General features: G+C 54.9%; 16 protein-coding genes. 3 read left to right on the top strand and 13 right to left on the bottom strand.

The window, feature by feature from the left end; genetic code table 11:
* Nucleotides 1-4: 4 nt before the first annotated feature.
* Entirely contained in the window at nucleotides 5-2,929 is a 2,925-nt protein-coding gene (locus Poly41_RS13515; protein ID WP_146526709.1) for a PSD1 and planctomycete cytochrome C domain-containing protein, read from the bottom strand.
* 154 nt (nucleotides 2,930-3,083) lie between these two features.
* Complete coding sequence (locus Poly41_RS13510) at nucleotides 3,084-3,854, bottom strand: hypothetical protein (RefSeq protein ID WP_197231313.1); 771 nt, start codon at nucleotides 3,852-3,854, stop codon at nucleotides 3,084-3,086.
* A gap of 237 nt (nucleotides 3,855-4,091) precedes the next feature.
* Between Poly41_RS13510 and Poly41_RS13505 the strand changes: the two genes are divergently transcribed.
* The gene (locus tag Poly41_RS13505; RefSeq protein WP_146526708.1) at nucleotides 4,092-5,456 is read left to right on the top strand and encodes a 3-keto-disaccharide hydrolase; all 1,365 of its coding nucleotides are present in this window, start codon (nucleotides 4,092-4,094) and stop codon (nucleotides 5,454-5,456) included.
* A gap of 10 nt (nucleotides 5,457-5,466) precedes the next feature.
* Here the strand turns inward: Poly41_RS13505 and Poly41_RS13500 are convergent, their stop codons facing one another.
* Nucleotides 5,467-6,657: an EF-hand domain-containing protein gene (locus Poly41_RS13500; RefSeq protein ID WP_146526707.1), complete on the bottom strand. Its 1,191-nt coding sequence runs from the start codon at nucleotides 6,655-6,657 to the stop codon at nucleotides 5,467-5,469.
* Between the two features lie 483 nt (nucleotides 6,658-7,140).
* On the opposite strand from Poly41_RS13500, the gene Poly41_RS13495 reads away from it, so the two are divergent.
* The gene (locus Poly41_RS13495) at nucleotides 7,141-7,836 is read left to right on the top strand and encodes a protein-L-isoaspartate(D-aspartate) O-methyltransferase (RefSeq protein WP_146526706.1); all 696 of its coding nucleotides are present in this window, start codon (nucleotides 7,141-7,143) and stop codon (nucleotides 7,834-7,836) included.
* A 159-nt stretch (nucleotides 7,837-7,995) separates the two neighbouring features.
* Nucleotides 7,996-9,447: a carboxypeptidase-like regulatory domain-containing protein gene (locus Poly41_RS13490; protein WP_146526705.1), complete on the top strand. Its 1,452-nt coding sequence runs from the start codon at nucleotides 7,996-7,998 to the stop codon at nucleotides 9,445-9,447.
* 39 nt (nucleotides 9,448-9,486) lie between these two features.
* On the opposite strand, the gene Poly41_RS13485 is transcribed toward Poly41_RS13490, so the two are convergent.
* From Poly41_RS13485 to Poly41_RS13440, 10 genes are all read right to left on the bottom strand, one after another.
* Nucleotides 9,487-11,892, bottom strand: a complete 2,406-nt coding sequence (locus Poly41_RS13485; RefSeq protein ID WP_146526704.1) for a glycoside hydrolase family 95 protein — start codon at nucleotides 11,890-11,892, stop codon at nucleotides 9,487-9,489.
* Nucleotides 11,893-12,049: 157 nt separating this feature from the next.
* Nucleotides 12,050-13,015 (bottom strand): hypothetical protein, encoded by a 966-nt coding sequence (locus tag Poly41_RS13480; protein WP_146526703.1) that lies wholly within the window; start codon nucleotides 13,013-13,015, stop codon nucleotides 12,050-12,052.
* A 146-nt stretch (nucleotides 13,016-13,161) separates the two neighbouring features.
* The gene (locus tag Poly41_RS13475; RefSeq protein WP_146526702.1) at nucleotides 13,162-13,587 is read right to left on the bottom strand and encodes a hypothetical protein; all 426 of its coding nucleotides are present in this window, start codon (nucleotides 13,585-13,587) and stop codon (nucleotides 13,162-13,164) included.
* A gap of 33 nt (nucleotides 13,588-13,620) precedes the next feature.
* Complete coding sequence (locus tag Poly41_RS13470) at nucleotides 13,621-15,108, bottom strand: TRAP transporter large permease (RefSeq protein ID WP_146526701.1); 1,488 nt, start codon at nucleotides 15,106-15,108, stop codon at nucleotides 13,621-13,623.
* The gene (locus Poly41_RS13465) at nucleotides 15,108-15,635 is read right to left on the bottom strand and encodes a TRAP transporter small permease (RefSeq protein WP_146526700.1); all 528 of its coding nucleotides are present in this window, start codon (nucleotides 15,633-15,635) and stop codon (nucleotides 15,108-15,110) included. The genes Poly41_RS13470 and Poly41_RS13465 overlap by 1 nt, the downstream gene beginning before the upstream one ends.
* 1 nt (nucleotide 15,636) lies before the next feature.
* Entirely contained in the window at nucleotides 15,637-16,656 is a 1,020-nt protein-coding gene (locus tag Poly41_RS13460) for a TRAP transporter substrate-binding protein (protein WP_146526699.1), read from the bottom strand.
* Between the two features lie 55 nt (nucleotides 16,657-16,711).
* Nucleotides 16,712-18,223 carry a sulfatase family protein gene (locus tag Poly41_RS13455; RefSeq protein WP_146526698.1) on the bottom strand — a complete coding sequence of 504 codons (1,512 nt, stop codon included), beginning with the start codon at nucleotides 18,221-18,223 and terminating at the stop codon, nucleotides 16,712-16,714.
* 214 nt (nucleotides 18,224-18,437) lie between these two features.
* Nucleotides 18,438-18,698, bottom strand: a complete 261-nt coding sequence (locus tag Poly41_RS13450; protein WP_146526697.1) for a hypothetical protein — start codon at nucleotides 18,696-18,698, stop codon at nucleotides 18,438-18,440.
* Nucleotides 18,685-19,545: a sulfatase-like hydrolase/transferase gene (locus tag Poly41_RS13445; RefSeq protein WP_146526696.1), complete on the bottom strand. Its 861-nt coding sequence runs from the start codon at nucleotides 19,543-19,545 to the stop codon at nucleotides 18,685-18,687. Before Poly41_RS13445 ends, Poly41_RS13450 begins: the two co-directional genes overlap by 14 nt.
* Before the next feature lie 81 nt (nucleotides 19,546-19,626).
* Entirely contained in the window at nucleotides 19,627-21,537 is a 1,911-nt protein-coding gene (locus tag Poly41_RS13440; protein WP_197231312.1) for a sulfatase-like hydrolase/transferase, read from the bottom strand.
* Between the last annotated feature and the right edge of the window lie 18 nt (nucleotides 21,538-21,555).

The raw sequence follows: 21,555 nt of genomic DNA, 5'->3' as shown, positions 1-21,555 counted from the left end.
TCGCTTAATAGATGTAAACAAATTCATTTGAGTTCAGCAGCACCAAGCAAAGGTCCGCCAAGGCACGCGTGCTGCGATCACATTCGGAAGGCTGCAAATCCGGTTCAAAGTCCTCGATGGCATAGCGAGTTTCGACAAAGGTGAAGTTCTCGCCGGTGTTCTCCTCGACCGCTTCACGCACGACTTCGCGATCCGACATAGCATGCGGCTGAGCCTTGATCGGCAACATCGACTCGACCTGACGCCAATGGTCAAGGCAACGCTCGACTTCCGTGGCGGTTGCATCTCGAGCAAATAAACGAGCGTAAATCCAGTGGACGATATCTGTCGGTTCGTCGGCTGCGCTCATCGCGGCGTGGGCAAGTGCACGAGCGCGATCGTGTGTGTTGTTGCTGTTGAACATTGCAAAGACCTGCGGCGTGACGGTGGACGTGTCACGTTTCTCGCACGAGAAGTCGGGCGAAGGCGCATTGAAAACTTCTTGACTTGGGTCGGCGAGTCCGCGTAATTTCAAGACATAAATCGAACGCCGATTGCGTTGCTCTGGCTTTGGGTTGGGGGTCCAAGCGGAAGCGAAGGTTCCCATCACCTGCCGGGGTTGCAAAGCGACCTCCGAATTGATGAGTGGACGACAAGGGATACCGCCGATCTGGTCGTTCAACTCGCCGGTGACGGCCAGCATGGAATCTCGAATTTCTTCTGCACTCAACCGTCGTGGCGAAAATGCTGCGTACGACTCGGCTTGCGGATCAAGTTCCGCAAGTGATAGCGGATTCGGATGCTCGGTACTTCTGCAATAGGCATCCGAGTTCATGATTTGACGATGCAGGTGCTTGATGGACCAACCGCCGTGAAGGAATTCGCTAGCCATCGAGTCCAACAATTTCGGATGGGTGGGGCGTTTGCCGGAGGAGCCGAAGTTATTTGGATTGCCCGCGATCCCTTTGCCGAAGTGCCACTGCCAAACGCGATTGACAAGGACGCGGCTCGTCAGCGGGTTGTTGGGATCCGAGACCCAGTCGGCAAACGCTTTTCGTCGACCATCGATCGAGTCAGGAATTGCCACGGGGACTTGTTCACCAATGACGCTCAAACCACCTGGTTTCACCGGTCGCGTGGGTGAGAACGGATCGCCGCCGGAGAGAATGGCCGTCGTTTCCAGCTCGCCTTCGGCCATCGGCTTTTCGGGAACGCGGAGCGGAGCCACGACTTGAGTCCTCTTGGGGGTCCGCCCTGTGTAGACAGCGAGGGCAAAGGGCTTGTAACGTTCGGTTTCCCATTTCAAGCGTTGAAGTCCCTTGCGTGCGATCCGTTCCAGGCCGAACTGCTGCGGTGTGAACCCGACCTTGACGGGCGGATAGCTCTCTTCGCTGGCACCTGAACGTGACATCATCGAACGAGCACGGTTGAAGACTTGGCCCGGTGTCCCGTTTTGACGAGCCCGTTGCACTGCACTCTGCCATGGTGCCAATTCCTTGCCGTTTTTCATGATCCATGACGTCGCATTGTCTAGCAAAACGGCATCCAACTCCTCGAGCGTTTGCTGATAGTTCTGCTGAGACTTGTCGAGCCATTGTCGCTCCGAAAAACCACGGGTGTTTTCATCTTGTAAAAACTCGGCGCGGCGTTCGACGAGTTGCGTTGTCGCGAAAACGGCTTGGATGCTGTAGTAGTCCTGTGTCGGAATCGGGTCAAATTTGTGGTCATGGCAACGACAACACTGCAAGGAATGACCCAAGAAGGTTTCACCGACGGCATTGGTGACATCGTCCAAGAATCGTTGACGAGCGATTTTCGCAACCTCCATGCTGGTCAACTCCCACGGTCCCATACGCAGAAAACCTGTTGCAACAATCTTCTCCGGATCGCTCGCATCGATCTCGTCGCCGGCGATTTGCTCGCGAATGAAATCGTCGTAGGGGTTGTCTTCGTTGAAGGCTCGAACCACATAGTCTCGGTACCGCCAAGCGTTACCTCGTTCGAAATCGTTGGCAAACCCTGATGAGTCGGCATAGCGAGTCACATCCAACCAATGCTGCGCCATCCGTTCGCCGTAGTGAGGTGAATCGAGCAGCCTTTCCACCAACATCAAGAAGGCGGCTTTGTCATCGGCAGGATCGTTCAGGAATTGGGCCGCTTGTTCAGGCGACGGCGGCAAACCCGTTAAGTCAAAGCTCGCGCGACGAAGCAGCGTTTGGCGATCGGCACGCGGAGCGACTTCGAGTCCCGCCGGCAGTGCAGCCTCAATCAGGTGATCCACTGCGGACGTTGCCGATGCAGGAATCTCGACATCTTGTAGCGGCTGATAGGCCCACAATCCATCGGGTTCGTATCGCCGCTGGCTCCAGGCCTCGTCGAGACCCCCGGATGTCGCCACGACGACGCCATCGTCGACCGACCATTGGTCTGCGTACTTGGTTTGAATCCGTTCAATGCGATCCTCATCCGGCCATTTCGCACCGCTGACGATCCAGTCATGAAGCCACGAAAGCTGTTCCTGGTTCAGCGCTTCGCTTTCCTTGGGGGGCATGGCAGAGAACTCATCTTCTCCGCGAGCCGCTGCAAGGAAAATCGAACTACCGCTCGGCTTGCCTGGCACGATCCCCGGCTCCCCGCTGTCGCCACCAATGGCCAAGCCTTCGAACGTCCGGAGGTCGATTCCCCCTTCAATCCCATCGGGATCTTGACCGTGACATCCAAGGCACTTCTCCGTCAGCAGGGGCGCGACTCGCCGAGCAAACAGGACTTCGCTCAGGTCGTCGTCCGCCGAATCATCGGCCGCCGCACTGAGAGTCAAGCAACCGAGGATCAAACAGGTACGCAGCGCCAACGCATGGATCCCTCGGGTCAACCTCGCACGTCGTGATCGATCCACTCGTTGGCGATTTGCCCCCGTAGAATGCTTCGCGGAGTCGCAGGGAATCGTCATTTGTTGGTGATCCTCAATGTCCCGGCCGATGTGAGCGACGCTCCGAGTGCGGGATGGGCGAAAAGAGTGAGGAGAATGAGAAGCCGTTTCTTCCCCTCTAGCTTATCGTGCTGCCAGGGACCCACACAACCAACTTTGCGGATAAAGAGGTGAGTCAGTGGCTCTTTGAAGAGTCACTGCCGATTTGCACTTTGATCGACCCCAGCATTCGGGTTAATTCGCGTTCCTTGTTAGCGACAAATAGAACGTTATCGAGAACAATGGCGCGTTTTTCGGTACTGGGGTGCAGGATCAGTCTTCCTGCTCCGAGCAACAAAAACTCGAAGACGTCATTGATCTCTTTGTCCACTCGCAAATTCGGCGCCGGATATCGTTTCAGATCACTCAAAAAGCCGTGATGATGCAGCAGTTCATTGTTGCGGAGTTCCCAATAATTGAACCGGACACTGACAAAGACGGCGATGTACATCAGCACCATCGCGACGGCGATACAGACAAAAAACGTGGTGTTTGCAACAGGCCGAACGTTTGCTACGAGACCCTTGGCGAACGGCAACAAATCGGGTTTCACGATCGTCGCGATCCACAATCCCATTGCGGCCGTTGTAAGGACGAAGATCAGGGTCAGCGAAGTTGCGCGTGGAAAGTCAAAAATAATGACAAACATGTTGGCCATCATGATGGCCAGAAACAGGCTTGTCATCGCAACCGGCAGCGTCTGCGTTGCAGGATCGATGATTCCGTAGCCCCCCAAATACATGGTGATCGCGGTGATCGTCGCAACAATCAGCGTGGGGTACATGAAGATGAATTTCGGATACGGCACCAACAGGATCGAAGTCGACTTTGTTGCCCTCTTGGGTGACTCGGGAGTCGGTGCTACCGATTCTTCGATTGCATCAGGTTTTGAATCATTCGTGTCCATTGTCTTTCTCTCCGTGGCATCTCATCGGAATCGTTTGCTTAAGCCTACTCTACCGGCAGGCCCGGATCGATGGCGGCCGGGGCGCCGATTCTGTTTTTTTCTTTGTGGGTTCCCGCACAGGGTGTGCTGACGATTAGGTTACACTATCAAAGCTCCCTGCGTTGGAGCCAGCAACGAGAAAAGAACCTGGACCGTCCTTGTTCGCTCAATCACCCTTTGGTACCGGAAACCGATCTGATGAAGTCTAGACCGTTTCTTGTTTTGCTCCTTGCCGCCGCCTTTGCACCTGCCCGAGCAGAGGAGGCCGCATTCGTCTCGTTGTTCAATGGCCAAGACCTGTCGCAGTGGGTGCCCTGCAACATTGCCGATGACACGTTCACCGTACGTGATGGAGTGTTGGTGACCAGCGGCGTCCCGACCGGCACGTTGCGAACAGAAAAGATGTACGAAAACTTCATCTTGGAGTTCGAATGGCGGCACATGGAAAAAGGGGGCAACTCGGGCCTTTTCGTCTGGGCGGACGGTTTTCCGGCGGTTGGCTCCCCTTTTTCAAGAGGTTTTGAAATCCAAATCCTTGACCCAGGCTTCAATGTTCCTGGCAAGAATGAGTGGTACTCCACGCACGGCGACATTTTTGCAGTCAACGGTTCAAGTCTTACGGTTGCCGGTCGCATTTCACCCGATGGAAAACGGAGTTTTCCGAGTGAAGAAAGGACCAAGCCTTCGCCTCAGTGGAATCACTATCGCGTCGTTGCCAACAACGGTGATCTTTCGCTCAGTGTCAACGGCAAAGAAGTCACCATCGCAAAACAAGCAAATCCGCGCAAAGGCTATCTCATGCTGGAGTCGGAAGGAGCGGAGTGCCAGTTTCGCAACCTGCGTATCGCCGAGTTGCCCTCAACCCACCCTGACCAGCAGCAAACCGCACGAGCGACGGACGGATTTGTTCCAATTTTCAACGGAATCGATCTAAGCGGTTGGCGAGTGCCCGAAGGAGACAATGGACATTGGGGCGTGATCGGCCAAGTGATTGATTACGACGCTCTGAGCGAATCGACCGGCGACAAAAATCTTTGGACTTCTCGCGAGTACAAGAATTTTGAGTTGGTGGTTGATTGGCGGATTAAGGCGACACCCTACAACAACCCTCGCGTTTATGAACTTCTGCCGGATGGTTCCGAGGCATTGGGGCCAGATGGCAAACCCGTGCCTCAGACGCTTCCCGATTCCGATTCCGGGATTTTCTTGCGTGGCGAAGGCAAGTACCAGGTCAATATCTGGTGTTGGCCCGCTGGATCCGGCGAAATGTATGGAGTGCGCCGTGACCCGTCGATGCCCCAACAGACGCGAGCAGGGGTAACACCCTTGATGAAAGCGGATCATCCCATCGGCACGTGGAACCGCTTCGAGATCACGGTCAAGGAGGATACGGTTCGCATCGTGCTCAACGGCAAAGAAGTCATTCCCACGGTCAAAATACCTGGGATGCCTGATTCGGGACCGATTGCGTTACAGCACCACGGAAACCAACGCGAGGGCCAATGGGTCAGCCCACCTGCGTTGGTGCAATTCCGAAACCTGTTCATTCGCGAGCTTCCGTAACCACGACCTTCTATTCTTCGTTCTGATCCTTGTCGTCATCGACGACGGGACGGTTGCTTGGAGGACGACCGAATCCCGGTCCGCGACTTCCCGGTCCGGCGCCACGACCGACTCCCTCAGGCGGACCTCCACCGAATCCCGGTCCGCGACTTCCCGGTCCGGGCCCGCGACCAGTTCCCGCAGGCGGACCTCCGCGGAACCCTTGCGTAGGATTCAGCCGTTGCATCGCCGATTGCAACTCTTCACGAGTCACGGCGTCATCGCTGTTCTTGTCGATTTGAGATAGGCGTGCGCGAATTCGTTCGGGAACCTCATCACCCGTCAGTTTGCCATCCTCGTCCGCGTCCATCTCGGCGAAAAGCCGAGATGCCAACTCCTTGGACCTGGCGGCGGACCCGTCATCGCCAGGGCGTTGATCATTTGGCCTTTGATCGCTGGGCTTCCGGTCGCTGGGCTTCCGGTCGCTGGGTTCGGTCCCGTCGCGTTTCGGTCGCAGGGCATCGGTCTGGGGCGAGTCTTTTCTGTCTTGATCCGGTTTACGCATCGTTTCTCGCGGTCGACTCGTTTCTCGCGGTCGACGGGCATCTTTACCGGACGGGCCGCGTGGTGGCCCGAAACCGAGCCGGCCACCCGCATGGATTGGCGAGCCAACATGCCCAAAGCTACGTCCGGCACCTTGCAGGCGAGCTCCACGTACGCCGGCGAAAGCTTGCCGATGAAAGGGAAAACTTCCCCAGCCACGTCCATAACCCCATCGCTGTCCATATCCCCATCGCTGTGAAGAAGCGTTTCGCTGCCCATAACCTTTTCGCTGTCCATACGCTTGGCTGCGCCCCCGCGTGTCACCACGACGTTGTCCGCTGCGCATGAAATCCGGTCGAACGGTACTCCGAGTTGACGAACCAAACTTGGGCCTCAGTTCATCGGCTGTCAGCGTCTTGTCGTCGTTCTTGTCAAGCTTGCGAAGCGACTCGGAGGCGTTCTTGATTTCTTCAGCCGAGATTTTTCCATCTCGATCGGTGTCCAGGGCAGCAGCGAGCGGAATCGCATGCATCCTCATTTGCGGAGGCGGTCCTCCACGTCCGGACGATCCTGGGCCAGGCGGTCCGCCACGCCCTTGCGGTTGAGCCACCGCCACGGTGAGCCCGGACCAACTGAAGGCTACAGCGATTAGCAAAATTCTGTTGACATTGCGTATCATTGGGATGCTCCGAGAAAGAACGAGAAGAGGTGTTTTTCATTGGTGTGAACCACCGGAAGGCCAGCAGGTTTCGGTAAAACCACCTGCTTTGTGGTCGCACGGTGCAAGGCCCCGCGGTGTCGACTCGCTGTCGATGCGGTAGCCAAGTCGGTTGTTCACCGATCACCCCTTGAAGTGGGGCGATAGCCTCGTCAACGAGTTCAAAGTTGGGCTCGACCAAATCTTGGAAGGTCTGACGCGAGCTTTTGCAGATTGAAATTGCAATTATTGATCCTCGACAAACGAACATCCCCGACTCTGGTAAGATATCAATAGGTGACGGGCGAACGTCTCGGCAAAGGGGCTACGGCGTCCGATTCGTCGCGGACATGCATTCGGTGACAAGCCATGTTTCCTTATTGTCGATCCGTTCCGGTCGCTTTGAGAGCGATCGCGGTGGTTGCGTTGTTGATGGTGTCCTGCACAAAAGTAATGGAGCCTTCCATGTCGACCGACCCGCATGATGACGCAGCGTCACTTCATCGAACCGATGTTGCATCGGCAGATTTCTATCGCGAAGCACGAGAGCGGATGGTTGAGAATCAGCTGGCTCGTCGAGACATCGTCAATCCAGCCATTCTCGACGCGATGAAAAGCGTTCCTCGGCACGAGTTTGTACCGACAAAGTTGCGTCGTCTCGCCTATGACGATTCTCCACTACCGATTGGCAAAGGCCAAACGATTTCTCAACCCTATATCGTAGCCCTGATGACTCAACTGGTCGCACCGGAATCTCATCATAAAGCACTCGATATCGGAACGGGTTCGGGATACCAAGCGGCTGTGTTGTCAGAGTTGGTGAAGAACGTCTACAGCATTGAGATTGTCGAGTCCTTAGCGGATGCAGCAGATGAACGACTGCAACAATTGGGCTACAAGAATATCCGTGTACGCCATGGTGACGGGTATCATGGCTGGCAATCGGAAGCTCCCTTTCATGTGATCATCGTTGCGGCAGCTCCCGATCACATTCCAAAGGCGCTGATCGAGCAGCTTGCACCAGGCGGCAAGTTGGTCATTCCGGTCGGAAAGGATTATCAAAAGTTGATTGTGGTCGAGAAACAGCAAGACGGAACGGTGGTCCAGCGAGAGATTGCACCGGTCGTTTTTGTTCCGATGACGGGCGAGGCAAGTAAGTGATCGCGACGGATTGATGGGGTGTGCCGTTGGGACCTACCGGGTCGTGTGCGTTGTCAGCTGGATGAGCTTACCTCGAATCGGTCGCTCGGAAGAGGCTGCGACCGAGATTGGAAGGACCGATTTGCAAGTTGGAACCAATTTTTTGCTGAGGACGTTGAGATGCGCATGCTGGTTATGATCTTCGTCGTTGCGTTTGGGGCACGGGTTTCGGGTGATTCACCGTTTCTTGAGGGCCGTGTTACTGATCAATTTGGGCGTCCCATTGAGTCGGCAACCGTGACGATTATGGATTGCCTCGGCACCTGCTGGGGCGGCGCGAGTCGGGTCACGGCAATAGATGGGACCTACGTGTTCGATCACAGGACGTTCCGCAATATGCCTCTTCTGACCGTTTCCATGCCAGGGCGATATCACGTTTCGACCGACTACCGTGGACCTGGACTCAGTGACCAGGAATCCGATCAACCGCGACAGGCCGACTTTGTTCTTGGGACTCCCGCCGCGGTCACGGTTCACGTTGACGAAACGGCTCCCAGTGGATGGACACAAACGGTTCTGTTGCGGCCCGGACGCGATGTGGCGTTGCATCGCTATGACATCACAGGTCGACACAATCAGGGGTGGGCGACATGGAGTTTTGACTTGGTGCCTCGTTTTGAGACCTACCACGTGGTCGTCGTTCATCAGCCCACCGTCGAGCCTATTGAAGACCCCAAGGAACTGAGGAAGCGAAAACGCGAGAGCAACGCGAAGCGAATTGAAACCCTTTCACCGGGAATCCGATTTGTCGATCCACAACGTTATACCGTCAAGCTTGAATTGACCCCCGACGATGCAGGTGATGGAGGGAATTTGAGTCTGATTTCGATCGTTGATGTTTTGAACCAAGATCGGACGCTCGAACTGTCGGAACCGGATCCTCTTTTTGGGCCTACAGTCGGCAAAGCAATGCAGCAAGAGGCACTTCAGCTGATTGAGAGGATTGCCAAAGCGGCAAGTCCGTGGAATGCTCGACCCCCAAAATCGATCCGCTACCAATATGACGCGGTCCTTGGCAATAGCGAGCCAATCCATGTCTTGATCGACAAGGACTCACCCTTGGGGCCAGCTTGGGCCGACATTTCGCGACTGCGGGGATTTGCCTACATGCCCCCTTTGCGTTGGTTGTTCTCACAGCCAGAAAACCTGCTCATTCATGGTTTCCAAGTCGACGACAACCGTGTCGTCCTGGTCTATCGCTTGAAGCAGCGACGTGGTTTTTCCGCAGGAATTGGGATCGGGCCAAGTTGGAGTGGATTTTTCAGCCGATCTTTCTCCGCTGGGCGATTGGTCATTGATCCCAAACGGGCGGTGGTTCTGGAGCATCGCTTCTCGCTGGGCCCACTCGGCGAGGAATCGATTGAATCCTTTGAAGACTACGTTGCCGTCGAGGACGGCTTTGCGCCACGGCGCATGCGGATTCAATCGGGCGACTTTGATTTCCGCTTGCGATTCAAGTTGCATCAAGATCGACTCTGGCTTCTCGAGCAAGCATCGCATGGAGAGGCCGAAACGCCCGCACTGAGGATTGAAAATGTTTCCGTCGAACTCCAGCCGCTTGATTCCAAATAGACTTCATCGCGCGTCCTCATCGTAATGGGATTGGCCCATCTACTGCTTCGCACTGCGGAGGTCATTCAAGGACAGTTTGAGGCTCGTCCCTGGCACCATTTCGATATTTATCTTCTCGTTGTTGTAAACGACCGAAACGCTCCCAGTGGCATGCTTGCCTGCGTGGAGGGTTGACGAGGTCAATGCTCCTTCGTTCCATTGAATGTCAACGGTGTAATCCCCCCTGGCCCGTAGTCCTCGGACATACCCACGATGCCACCGATCCGGCAGCGCGGGCAGCAGCTTGATCTCATCGTTGTGGCTATGCAACAGCATCTCCGCGATGGCTGCGGTCGCGCCAAAGTTACCATCAATTTGAAAGGGGGGATGACTGTCAAACAAATTATCGAGTGTGGACTTCTCGAGCAGCGACATCAGGTTCTCGTAGGCCCGCTCGGAATCCGAGAGTCGGGCAAACATCCCAATCGTCCATGCTCGGCTCCAACCAGTACCGGCCCCGCCTCGATTGAGTCGTCCTTCAATGGATTTCATCACCGCGTCTCGCATCCTCGGATCGCGGTCAAGGTTGATTTGGTTTCCGGGATAGGCACCGATCACGTGGGAGATGTGCCGATGGCCTGGCTCATTTTCCCTGAACGGCAATCTCCACTCCATGAGCCTGCCGTCCTCGGCAATTTGAGGCTGGTACACCTTGGCAAGAGTTGCACGGATCTTCTTCACGAACGGATCGTTCTGTTTGCCAAGCGCTTCGGCTGCTTCCAAATAGTCGTTGAACACCTGCAGAATCATAAACTGGTCGAAGGTGTTGCCCGACGAGAGGGCGGCTCGCGCATCTTTGCCAGACGAATTGGTGTAGACGAAAGAGTTTTCTGGCGAACAGGAGGGTCGCGCCATCAATTGGCCCTGTTCCGGTCCCGGAATAAGCCAGGACTCCACAAATTCAGCAGAAGCGGTGAGAATGTCCCAGTTTTCCCCGAGAAATTCTTCGTCACGGTTAAACCGGTAATGTTCAAGAATGTGAAAAGTCATCCACTGACCACCGAAGAAAGACCCGCCCCAGAAAGCCGTGCGGCTCATGATCTGAGCGTTTCCCCAGATATCCGTGGCGTGCCCCATGCACCAACCTTTCATGCCAAGCTGACGAGCCATCTCTTTGCCACGGGGTTGGAAGTAGCGGATAAGATCGAATAGAGGGCGATGCGTTTCGGAGAGGTTCGTCGTCTCGGCAAGCCAGTAGTTCATTTGGATGTTGATGTTCAAGTGATAGTCGGCTCCCCAAGGCGCAGAGAGATGCGGGTTCCACAGTCCTTGCAAATTGGCCGGGAAACAACCAGGTCTTGATGACGCGATCAACAGATATCGCCCGAACTGGAAATAGGTTTCAATCAGATCTGGGTCATCGGTTTTGCCTGCCTTGACTCGCTTGAGACGCTCCTTGGTCGTTAAAGCCAGGACGCTTTCAGGTGATTGACCCAAGTCAACATCGACGCGGTCGAAAAAGTGATGATGATCTCGAACCGCAGCACGCAGAACCTCGGCCGTGGATTTTGCACGAAGTCGATCCAGGTCACGAAGCGCCTTGGCCTGCCAGCCCGTCGGCAACCTTGCTTCGCTATTGCTGCGGTCGAAGTTCGTTGCTGCAGATAGGAAAATCGAGATTTCCTTGCAGCTTTTGATCTCCAGCGTGTTGCCCATCGGACTCGTCTTGTCCGCAGGTAACACTCGCACTCGCCCGACAAATTCGGTGGCACCTTCTCCCGAGGCGGCACCCCTCCGCACGATGTCGCCGTCTTCGATCACACCGTCGTCCAGAGAGGTCTTGAGGCCGATTGCTTTGTTGGACGAAATCATCACGGCAATCACGTCGTCTGGGCCGCTGGCAATGACCTTCTGGACAATTTCTGTCCCATCCTCCAGCGTATAAATACTCTTCGAAATCCCAGTCTTCAGATCCAATTCCCTCTGAATGCGTTTGACCGGAGCGGCGTTTAAGTATTCAAGGTGAAGCCAGCCGACAAGTTGGTAACCACAGGGATCTTTGGCATTTTGAAGATGCTCTTCGAAATAGCGATCCGCCCCGCTGAAATCCCCCGCGGATTCCAAACGCCTCACTTCCTCCAGGTGTCGGTGACTATCCTCGGGCATTCCGAACGTATCGGTTCGGTTCCAAATTGTTTCTTCGTTGATCAGAATCTTTTCCGCCGGGAACGTTCCCAGCGGCATCGCACCCAACCGCCCATTGCCTACGGGATAGGCCCTATCCCATTGGCCGGCGGCCTGATCGTCCCTGATGACCCATTCCCCAGCTCGCACCGGAAAGTGGATCACGATTCCTGCCAACAGCAGTCCAGCAACATTCCATCGAGAAATCGTAGCACCGACAACAAGAAAATCCTTCAAGGTTCTTTTCATCGCAAACAACAGGGACAGTGAGAATCGATTCATGTCGGGATGACCTCGTTCAAGCTCTGCAGCAGGTGGGGAGAGATGCGTGTCTGGAATCGCTTTGCGATCCAAAAAAATGAGGCGGGAGCGACCCGTGAAAGTCAGCAGTCTATTTTTCCCACGTTACGTAAACACTGTAAACAGGGGGAAGAAACTTTCACTTCATGCGTCCCTTGACCGATTCGATATCGAGCCAAACCTGCCAGCGATGGGGAACGCGACCCCAGGTCATGTTGTGCTGGGCAACTAAGGACGAGTCACTAACATCACTACGAATCGCGGAAGCAGCGGATCCAGCCGACGGGCCTTGTTCCGCTGCCAAGTCGATCCAACGCAGATCTCGCAGTTTCGGTGGATCACCCTGCCATCGATCACCCAAAACGTGTCGATGATCATCATCTTTCAGTGTCTCTTGATCGCCCAGTCGCAACTCCTTGATACCTTGCCAGTCGGTCAACGCGTTACCCTTGGCGTCTTTGAAGTCGGCCGCTGCAAGTAGAATCGTTTGCCAATCGGCACCACCGGTGAGTTCGACCTCCGCCGCAAAATCATCCAGCCCAATCACAAACGAGTTCGGCTTATCCGATTGAACATCGATTGCCAACTGTGCATCCTTTGGAGCCGCCCATTGTGGATCGTGCAGTTTGTGAGTTTGACGAGGCCACGCGTCCGACTTGTAGCTGTACCATTCCTTTTGCCAATCACCCTCAAACGATTCGATCCTATGGGAGGGTTGGCGGGTGGATTCGACTCCGGATTCTTGAAGTTGCTCGGGCGAAACCATCCACATCAACGACGAAAGGTTGAACACATCCGTCGAGTAGGTGTTGAAATAGTAACCCGCAGCCGTCACCGTTTCCTTGAGCGCGTAGGTAACGTTGGCATACACCCATAGTGGTTTGTCGGTGCTCAGCAGAGGCAGTTTTCCTGTCCAGCCATCGCCACCGCCATTGCTTGTCCCGGCTACGTGATGCCAGAAACGAGCCGTCGTATTGTTGCGATCATCTTTTTCTCCATCGATCTGACCTTGTTGCGTGTAGAAAATGTCAACCGAAAGGACCGGCTTTGTCAGATCAGGAAGCACCGAAATCAAGGGCACACCCTCGGTGGTTCTGAGCTGCATTCGGGTCTGTGGCGTTTCGGGGCACTGAAAGGATCTTTTCAAAATTTGATCGAACCAAAGCTGCGTAGCGACTTCATATTGGGCAGTGTCTTGGTGATTGTGGTGTGGCGCGCAGGTGACTCGAAAGTCAGTGGATTGGATATCGGTCACCGCCGTTTGTAGGTCATTAATACGCCCGTGGAAATCGTCGCGTATCCTCGTTTGGCGTTGGTCAACACGGAGCGATAATCGGCATACTGGCCGCCACCATGAATTTGAACCAAACCAGGAAGATGCTTCGCACCCTTGGGATAGCCAAAGACGGCCGCCATCATGGCCTTTTGCCCTTTGAAAATACCGATGCGATATCGCAGCACTTTGAATACAACCTGGTCTTCCTCCCATTCGTGAAGCGTCTCCATCTCAAGTGGCTCTGCTCGCGGATCGTACCCCGCCCAAAGCTCGTCATAGGTTTGTGGGCCTTGGCCATCAGAGAACGGCGGTAGCGATTCCTGCTCGGCACGAAGGGAACTACCGAAAAGACCCCATAAAATGGTGAAGAGCAGGCGGTAACGATGGGAGGATTGTTTCATGGTCTAAAAGCTTGCGAGTGGGCGTCGGAGCTGTTATCGAGAATCGGAAGGAAGGTCCATGGGAAATCGCGGTGTGTTCATGAAGAAGGCCTGATCAACTTCGCTTGCCTTCAATTGCTTGCTCTGCACTGGCAACCACAGCGAGACGGCAGGGACATAGGTGATAACCAACAAAGAAACCATCATGGAACCGAAGAAGGGCAACATCGTTGGGGTCACTTTGCCAATGGTTGTTTTGCCGACGCCGCAACCGATAAACAGACAGGTGCCAACGGGTGGTGTGCAAAGGCCGATGCATAGGTTGGCAATCATCATGATTCCGAAATGAACCGGGTGCATTCCGAGGGCTGTGACCACGGGGAGAAAAATGGGCGTGAAGATCAATACAGCTGGGGTCATGTCCATGAACGTCCCCACAAAGATCAACAGCAGGTTGATGACTAGCAAAATCACCAAGGGATTGTCAGAAATACCGAGCAATCCGTCGCTGACCGTTTGAGGGATATTGGCCATCGTCATGATCCAACTCATCCCCGAACTTGCTCCGATCAGCAGCATGACAACGGCCGTTGTGATCCCAGACTCAAGCAAGATCGACGGTAACTGAGATAGCTTGATTTCCCGGTAGACCACCACTGACAGCAGAAACGAGTAGACGACTGCGATCGCTGCGGCTTCGGTTGCCGTGAAGACGCCGCCAAGAATCCCGCCGATGACAATCGCGATTAACAACAAAGTCAGAAACGCCCGCCGAAACGTGGTGAAGGCGATCGCACACGCGACGGTGATGAAAACGAAAAGCGCCCATCCCATTTTTTCGCCATAAGATTGAGCGACGAAAGTGGTCCCGATTAGGGCTGCGATCACCAACGTCGCGGCCACGGGCTTCCACCGCGGGATTTTGATGGTTTCACCGCGGTAGCCAGCAAAAACCGACATGACGCCCGCGACCAGCATGATGCACAAACCCGAAAGGATGCCGGGTAGGACCCCCGCCATGAACATCGCAGCAATCGAAACCGACCCCGCGGCGACAGAATAGACGATCATGATATTGCTGGGGGGGATCATCAATCCGGTCGTCGCTGCCGTGGTCGTGACCGCGACGTTGAACTCGCGATCGTATCCTTTGCGATTCATTTCGGGGATCATGAATCCGCCCACGGACGAAACCGCTGCCGCGGCGGATCCTGAGATGGAGCCGAACAACATGCAGGTCAGCGTGTTGACGTAGCCGAGTCCACCGGGAAGACGCCCCACTAAGGTCGCAGCGAAATCGATCAGCCGCCTCGCCAGTCCACCTTGCCCCATCAGGTGTCCTGACAGAATGAAGAAGGGGATCGCCAGCAGAGCAAAGCTGTTGACGCCACTCACCATTTTCGAAGCCAAAACGACGGACGGATCGAAACCTTCCGCCAAAATGGCAAGAAAACTGGCGAGAGCAATGGCAACGGCGATGGGTACATCGAGCAACAACAAGACGACAAAGGTCACAATCAAGATCAATGCCACCGCGCCCATCAATTCACCTGCTCAACGGAGTCGGATCGTTGCAATGGGTCAGCTGAGGGCCGAAGGGTTCGAATCAAATTCTCGATCGTGAACAGCACCATGAAGCATCCGGCAAGGGGGAGTACCATATAGATGTACCCCATCCGCCATCCCAAGGCGGGCGTGGTTTGTTCCATCGCAAACGCGTCATGTACCATTCGGATTCCACCAAGCACGAAAATGGTCATGGCAAAGAACAGCACGACGACGTGGCCAAGCAATGCCACAATCTTACGGATACTGGGGTCGAACTTTCCAACGAAATAGTCGACGCCGAGATGCCCTTTGGTTCCAAAAGCAACAGCCCCGCCTAACATCGCAACCCAAACCAATAAAAACCTTGCAAGCTCCTCGGTCCAATTCGCTTGTTCACCCACGATGTACCGAGTGAATACACCCCATACGACGTCGAGCACCAGCAGTGCCATCGCAAGGATCAGCAGCCAGTTCAGAAGCAGATTGAGTCCCGCAGAGACTTTCAAGGCGATTTGTCGCATCTCAGTTCGCCTCCCGAATTCGATCGAGCAGCTTTTTCACATCCGCATTGTCAACCTGCTCAAGCATTGGCTGGACCTTCGCAGCAAATGCAGCAACGTCGACTTCATAAACAACGACGCCTTCTTCCCTGGCCTGCTCAAGCGACGCCAAGGTTTCTTTTCGCCACAACTCACGTTGGAAATCCGACGATTCTTTCGCAGCCTGTTCCAGCCAGGTTTGTTCTTGTTGTGAAAGCGTCCGCCAGACCTTGGTGCTCATCAAAAGCATGTCAGGAATACGTGAATGGCCGTCGAGCGAAAAATGTTTGCAGACTTCGTAGTGTTTGTTGGTGGAAAAGCTTGGCGCGTTATTCTCAGCCCCATCAACCGTGCCTTGCGCCAGCGCCGAATAGAGTTCGCCCCAGGCGATCGGGGTGGGGGCAGCACCCAGCGTCTTGACCAACTCAATCGCTGTGGCACTGTTCATCACGCGTATTTTCAGCCCGCTCAAATCGTCGGGGGTGCGGATGGGGGTTTCTTTGGTGTAGAAGTTGCGACTGCCGGCGTCATAGTAACAGAGCCCACGCAGGTACTTGCTCTCGCCTTCCTTCAGCAACTCTTTGCCGATCGGTCCATTGAGCACGTTCCAGAAATGGGTTTCATCTCGAAAGACATAGGGCAAGCTGAACACCGCCATGGTCGGAACGAAATTCTCAATCGATCCCGCGGAAGTTTTCGTCATTGCCAGCGAACCGTTTTGCAGCTGTTCGATACACTCCGTTTCCGAACCCAGCACGGCGCTGGGATAGATGTCGAGAGTGACCGTTCCGTCCGACAATTCTCCCAACCGCTGCTTCATGAACTCCATGGCGAGATGGACGGGATGGGCCGTATCGAGTCCGTGCGCCAACTTCAACACTCGCTTCCCCGCCATGTCACCTCCGCCGATCTTTTGATGACGCAGGAAAAGTGAAAAGCCAATCGTCGCCGCCAGGACACCGACCAATAATCCAGCCGCGAATGCCGAAGACGTCTTACTCATTCGCATTCTCCAAAATAGGAAGTCCGCGGCCAGCAGCAGTGGCAAGCGAGCCAAATCATCGGATGCGTTCCGTTCGAAACGGATCGTATTCCGGGTTCACATCCGCGTTGTCGAAAACAGGCTTCCCATTCCACAAGTCAAACGTCGCCTTCAATTGGGCGGTCGATTCGGGGTATTGTCCCTGGTCATTCGTGTTCTTGATCCACGCTTCGAGGATTTCTCGATGCTTCGCTAGCTCGTCGTTGTAGCTCGGATCTGAAGCCAAATTGTTCATTTGGTGTGGATCGGCTGCCAGATCATAGAGTTCTTCTTCGGGACGTACGCCGAACCAATGTTGCTCTTGGTAATCGTTCAACTCACCTGCTTCGTGCAAACGCTTTAGGTCAAGTACTTCGATCTTGTTGTCCCGGTACTGAGCCTGCAACAGCGGACGATCGGGGTAGCCGTTGCGGATGTAGCGAAGCTTGTCCGAGCGTACCGTGCGGATACGGTCGATCGTGTAGTCGCAGCGATCACGTGCCGAAATAACATACTGGCGAGGTTCATACTGATCGCCGAAAAGGTCATTTCCTTCCAAGTAGTCCGGCATCGTGGCGCCACCCATCGCAAGCGTCGTGGCAGAAATGTCGAGCCCAGAAACGAGTTCGCTCCGTACCGTCCCCGCTTTCAATGCGGGATGATTTCCCTTGATCATCAGCGGAACATGAACGCCGCCTTCGTAGCAAAACTGTTTGTGCCGCAAGGAGTGATTGCTGCCGTGGTCCGAAAAGAAGAAGACGATCGTGTTGTCAAGTTCACCATCGGCTTCAAGCTGTTTCAAAATCGCTTCAACCCGAGCATCCGCGCCGCGTGCGGCGTTGTAGTGCATCGTCCATGAAACGCGGTGGCCAGGTGTGTCTGGGAAATACGGAGGCAATGGCACAGCCTCCTCTGCCAGTTTCTCGCCAGCGCGAACATGCTTGGCGTTCGCTTTACCCCCTTTGATCTCGATTTGTCCAAACCAAGGTTGACCCTTGTCAGGCCGAGCATTCCAGGTGTCTTCGGTGATGGACATGTTGTGATTGGCGGTGTTGCCCTGCCATCCGTTCATGCCGGCTTGATAATTGGGACGGCTTCCGACGCTGTAAAGCTGGCGTCGATCATAGTGAAAGTTGTAGTCGTCCTTGCCACTGTTGAAAGTGAAGTATCCGGCTTCACGCATCAGTTCGGGGATGGTCTTCATGCCATCGGGCAAGTGGATTCGCAGTTCTTTGGGAACGATCACGCCATTGGTGAACCGGCTCGAGCGGTGTTGGTGAGTGCCAGTCGTCGTCTGCATGACACCGGTGATGATCGCCGATCGACAAGACGAGCAAACCGGTGCGGGCATGTAGGCCCGTTGGAACAAAACGCCACCGGCCGCGAGTTGATCGATCGTGGGCGTGTGGCCTGTATTGATGGGGTCGTCATAGCAACCCATAAAGGGTGAAAGGTCTTCGGAGAAGATCCACAGGATGTTGGGCTGATCGGCTGCGGATTCAATCGTCGAGGAGAGTAAACCGCAGAGTAGAAGAACGAGTCTTTTCATGGGGAAGGTCAGCGCGAAGAAGTGTTAGGGAGGGTATTCCGAGCCGCAATCACGAGCCGCAATCGCAAACGTCGAGTCTCTCGCTGCGACAGCCGATGCTCAGCGAGTGGGTATTCTAATCGAAAAAGCTGCGGGGAATCTGCACAAAGCGGATCGCAGCCAAGGCACACGACAAACTTTTCTCAAAAGGCTCACGCGGTCTTCAATCCCCATTTCACGGTTCCGCGGTCCGCCAAAGCTCACCCAGCAGCCGATCCATTCGTGGATCGTGTCGTTTGAGTTGCTCGTGATCGAACGGATAGAAATCATTCGTCCCAAAAAACGCTTCGGAGGACTCGGCAAAATACTCCTTGTGATTGTTCATGCCATAGGCTCGCTCCATTTTCCCATTATTGCGTTGCACGGAATCGTAAATCCCCTCCGCAGCAACGCGGTTGTAAGCCGCCTTGATCCTAGGATGTTCAAAACCGAACACTTGATCGTGGTATGCATGAGCGAGTTCGTGCAGAATCATCATTGGTATCCGGCGGCACTCCTTCTGGTAGAGTCGCGACGATCGTCGCGAGTTGATCCTCCAGCAATTCGAGTGCACGCTCGGTTTTCTGTTTCTGCTCGGTCATCAACGTCTTGCTCACCCGCACTGGCCAACCCGCGATGCTGTGATCGTGATACCCCGCAACGGCCATCCTCGGATCCTCACTCTTGATCCGTTCGGCATTGTGCCCTTCGATCTCACCGGTTGGCCAATTCTCGGGATCGAAATTGCGAATGTAGAGATAATCCTTGGTGCGCAGCGCTCGTGAGGGATAGGAGTAGACATGCCGCTCCATTCCCGTCAAAACAAAAGTCCGCATGGGATCCACTTGCCCTGCCTTGTTCGACTCGAGAATCGGCATCAGGCTGCGGCCTGTCATCTGTCCCGGCGGCTTCAAGCCCGCTGATTCCAAGAACGTCGGTGCAAGATCGCAAAGGTTGTCGCCTTCCTGCAAACGCCAATGATGTTGGCCGGTAAGGATACTCAATCGACTTGGGGTACATGATGGCGTCGAGACAAACGCATTCTCGAACAAAACGCCCTCGATCGCTACGCGGTCAAAGTGGGGCGTCTTCACCACCGGATCGCCAAGAATCCCGGCATGGGGCCAGGACCAGTCATCGGCCATCAAGAAAACGATGTTGGGCCTGGCCACCTCCCCCGCAGCGGACAGATCGGTTGAAATCAACCCAACAAACGCAATCGTCATCACCGAAAACAGGCCCCTCGAATCGGCACAGCGACGCCTAGAGAACCACTTGGTAAGCAAGGGCAAATTGGATTTCATTCGATCCCGATCGGTTCATGATCTTAAGTTATCGGCGGATGACGGACGCAATGCGAAGATGCTCGCCGCCAATGTCACGCTTCACTTCGTCGCCTCAACGGGCTTCCCCTGCCGCCTGCGCGGCGGGTTTGTTTTGGGAGGATACGGAACTCCGTTGATGTAGTTCAGCCGATCGTCGATGTCGGCACCCTTGCTGATGGGATGGAAATCCGATCGCGTCACGGGGTAGCGGCCGTCAAAGAAGTCACGAAACCAAACCACTGAATTCAACGCTTCGGTGGCAACCACAGCGTTGTCGGTCGTGTTCACAATTTCAGTGAGAATCGTTTGCGGATTCGTCTCGCCAACCAACCCAAGGAATTCGGCGGCACGGATGCGAACCGTCAGCGAAGGGTCTGTCAGCAACGGACGAGCGTCTGCGGCGAGCGATTTGGCCTGGTCGCCAAAGGCCGTACAAGCCATGGCGGCCCAGTAGCGGATCATGGAATGATCAGACTTCAATGCCTCGCGGAGTTTTGGCTCCGCCTCCGCAAAAGGCAAAAGCGAAAGATCAGCCGTATCGACCAACGTTGCGATTTCCGCCTGATGCGTCTGGCCAAACGCGACCGGATTGTCCATCGCGTTGTCGGCCAGATAGCTCTCGGGATAGAAACTCAAATCAGGAAGCTGCTTCACCGTGTCTTGCAATCGCTTACGCAAATCGGTGAGCACATCGGCAAATCTTGGATCGCTCGCCAAATTGTTAACCTGGTGAGGATCCGCTTCGCAATCGTACAAATGTTCCACCTGTTTCGGCCCGAAGAACTGCTTCGCCGCACCTCTGAGTTTGCCGGCTTTGAACAAATCCCGCCACTCTTGGTAGGCGAGGCTCTTGTAGCGATAGTTGTTCTGAAGTCCGTCGGGTAGGTAGGGTTGGTAGTTGCGAATGTACTGGTACTTGCCTTTGCGAAGCGAACGAACCAAATCGTACTTTTCATCGAAGCGATCGGCGTATCCAAACGTCTCGTCTCGCGAGTTGATTTGGGCCATCGCAATGCCTTTGCCCAGAAACGGCTTGCCGTCAACCTGATCCGGGACGTGGACGCCTGCTAAATGCAGAGTCGTCGGGCCAAAGTCAATGAAGCTGACGAATCCGTCGACGCGAGATCCGTTTTGTCCGTCGACGAGATGCTTGAATTTCTCTGGGACTCGGACGACAAGGGGAACGTGAAGTCCCGACTCATAGAGGTATCCTTTGCCGCGTGGAAGGACTCCGCCATGGTCGCCGAAATAGAACACAAACGTGTCTTCGAGGAGTCCGTCTTCCTTTAGTTTTGCAACGGTTTGACCGACGATCTTATCGATCGCTTGGATTCGGTCGTGGTAGCGTGCGTGTGTGTAGCGAAAGATGGGCGTGTCGGGATGATAGTCGGCGAGTTGGACCGACGCTGGATCGGTCACCGTCTTTTCCTTTTCAAAAACGTCTCGACCAAAGTGCAGCGAACTCTCATGCGATTCCGCGTGCGACTGCATGTGGAAAAACGGCTGATCCGGGTCGGGGCGGTTTCGCCACGACGCTTTGTTGGACGACTCGTCCCAAACCCCCTCGCCTTCGATCGCATTGTAGTCCTTCTTGCTGTTGTTCGTTGCGTAGTATCCCGCGTTTCGCAGGTAGGCGGGAAACATCCGCAGCCCTTCGGGCATCGCTGCAAGCTGGTAACGCCGGTGAAACTGAGTGCCGATTCGCGGGGCATAACAGCCCGTAGCCAAAGTCGTGCGCGCGACCGAGCAAACCGGCGCGTTCGAAAACGCATGATCGAAGGTAAGGCCATGCGTCGCGAGAGTTTCGATGTTGGGCGTTTTGGCACCGCCAGCAAAGAACTGGTCGTGATAATGGATCGAATTGTCTTCCGATACAATCCAAACAATGTTCGGACGATCCGCTGCTTGGGTGCTGATCACCATCACAAAGAGGATCGAGAGTGCTCGCGAAAGTATTTTGACCGAACTCATTTTCATTTGCCGTTGGAT

Source organism: Novipirellula artificiosorum (assembly GCF_007860135.1).
GTDB classification, from domain to species: domain Bacteria; phylum Planctomycetota; class Planctomycetia; order Pirellulales; family Pirellulaceae; genus Novipirellula_A; species Novipirellula_A artificiosorum.
The sequence above is the reverse complement of the archived record's forward strand: the minus strand, read 5'-3'. Positions and strand labels throughout refer to the sequence as shown.

Coding starts and splice junctions, on each gene's coding strand:
- Poly41_RS13515 (WP_146526709.1), bottom strand. CDS start 2,929: ATGACGATTCCCTGCGACTCCGCGAAGCATTCTACGGGGGCAAATCGC.
- Poly41_RS13510 (WP_197231313.1), bottom strand. CDS start 3,854: ATGGACACGAATGATTCAAAACCTGATGCAATCGAAGAATCGGTAGCA.
- Poly41_RS13505 (WP_146526708.1), top strand. CDS start 4,092: ATGAAGTCTAGACCGTTTCTTGTTTTGCTCCTTGCCGCCGCCTTTGCA.
- Poly41_RS13500 (WP_146526707.1), bottom strand. CDS start 6,657: ATGATACGCAATGTCAACAGAATTTTGCTAATCGCTGTAGCCTTCAGT.
- Poly41_RS13495 (WP_146526706.1), top strand. CDS start 7,141: ATGTCGACCGACCCGCATGATGACGCAGCGTCACTTCATCGAACCGAT.
- Poly41_RS13490 (WP_146526705.1), top strand. CDS start 7,996: ATGCGCATGCTGGTTATGATCTTCGTCGTTGCGTTTGGGGCACGGGTT.
- Poly41_RS13485 (WP_146526704.1), bottom strand. CDS start 11,892: ATGAATCGATTCTCACTGTCCCTGTTGTTTGCGATGAAAAGAACCTTG.
- Poly41_RS13480 (WP_146526703.1), bottom strand. CDS start 13,015: ATGCAGCTCAGAACCACCGAGGGTGTGCCCTTGATTTCGGTGCTTCCT.
- Poly41_RS13475 (WP_146526702.1), bottom strand. CDS start 13,587: ATGAAACAATCCTCCCATCGTTACCGCCTGCTCTTCACCATTTTATGG.
- Poly41_RS13470 (WP_146526701.1), bottom strand. CDS start 15,108: ATGGGCGCGGTGGCATTGATCTTGATTGTGACCTTTGTCGTCTTGTTG.
- Poly41_RS13465 (WP_146526700.1), bottom strand. CDS start 15,635: ATGCGACAAATCGCCTTGAAAGTCTCTGCGGGACTCAATCTGCTTCTG.
- Poly41_RS13460 (WP_146526699.1), bottom strand. CDS start 16,656: ATGAGTAAGACGTCTTCGGCATTCGCGGCTGGATTATTGGTCGGTGTC.
- Poly41_RS13455 (WP_146526698.1), bottom strand. CDS start 18,223: ATGAAAAGACTCGTTCTTCTACTCTGCGGTTTACTCTCCTCGACGATT.
- Poly41_RS13445 (WP_146526696.1), bottom strand. CDS start 19,545: ATGAAATCCAATTTGCCCTTGCTTACCAAGTGGTTCTCTAGGCGTCGC.
- Poly41_RS13440 (WP_197231312.1), bottom strand. CDS start 21,537: ATGAGTTCGGTCAAAATACTTTCGCGAGCACTCTCGATCCTCTTTGTG.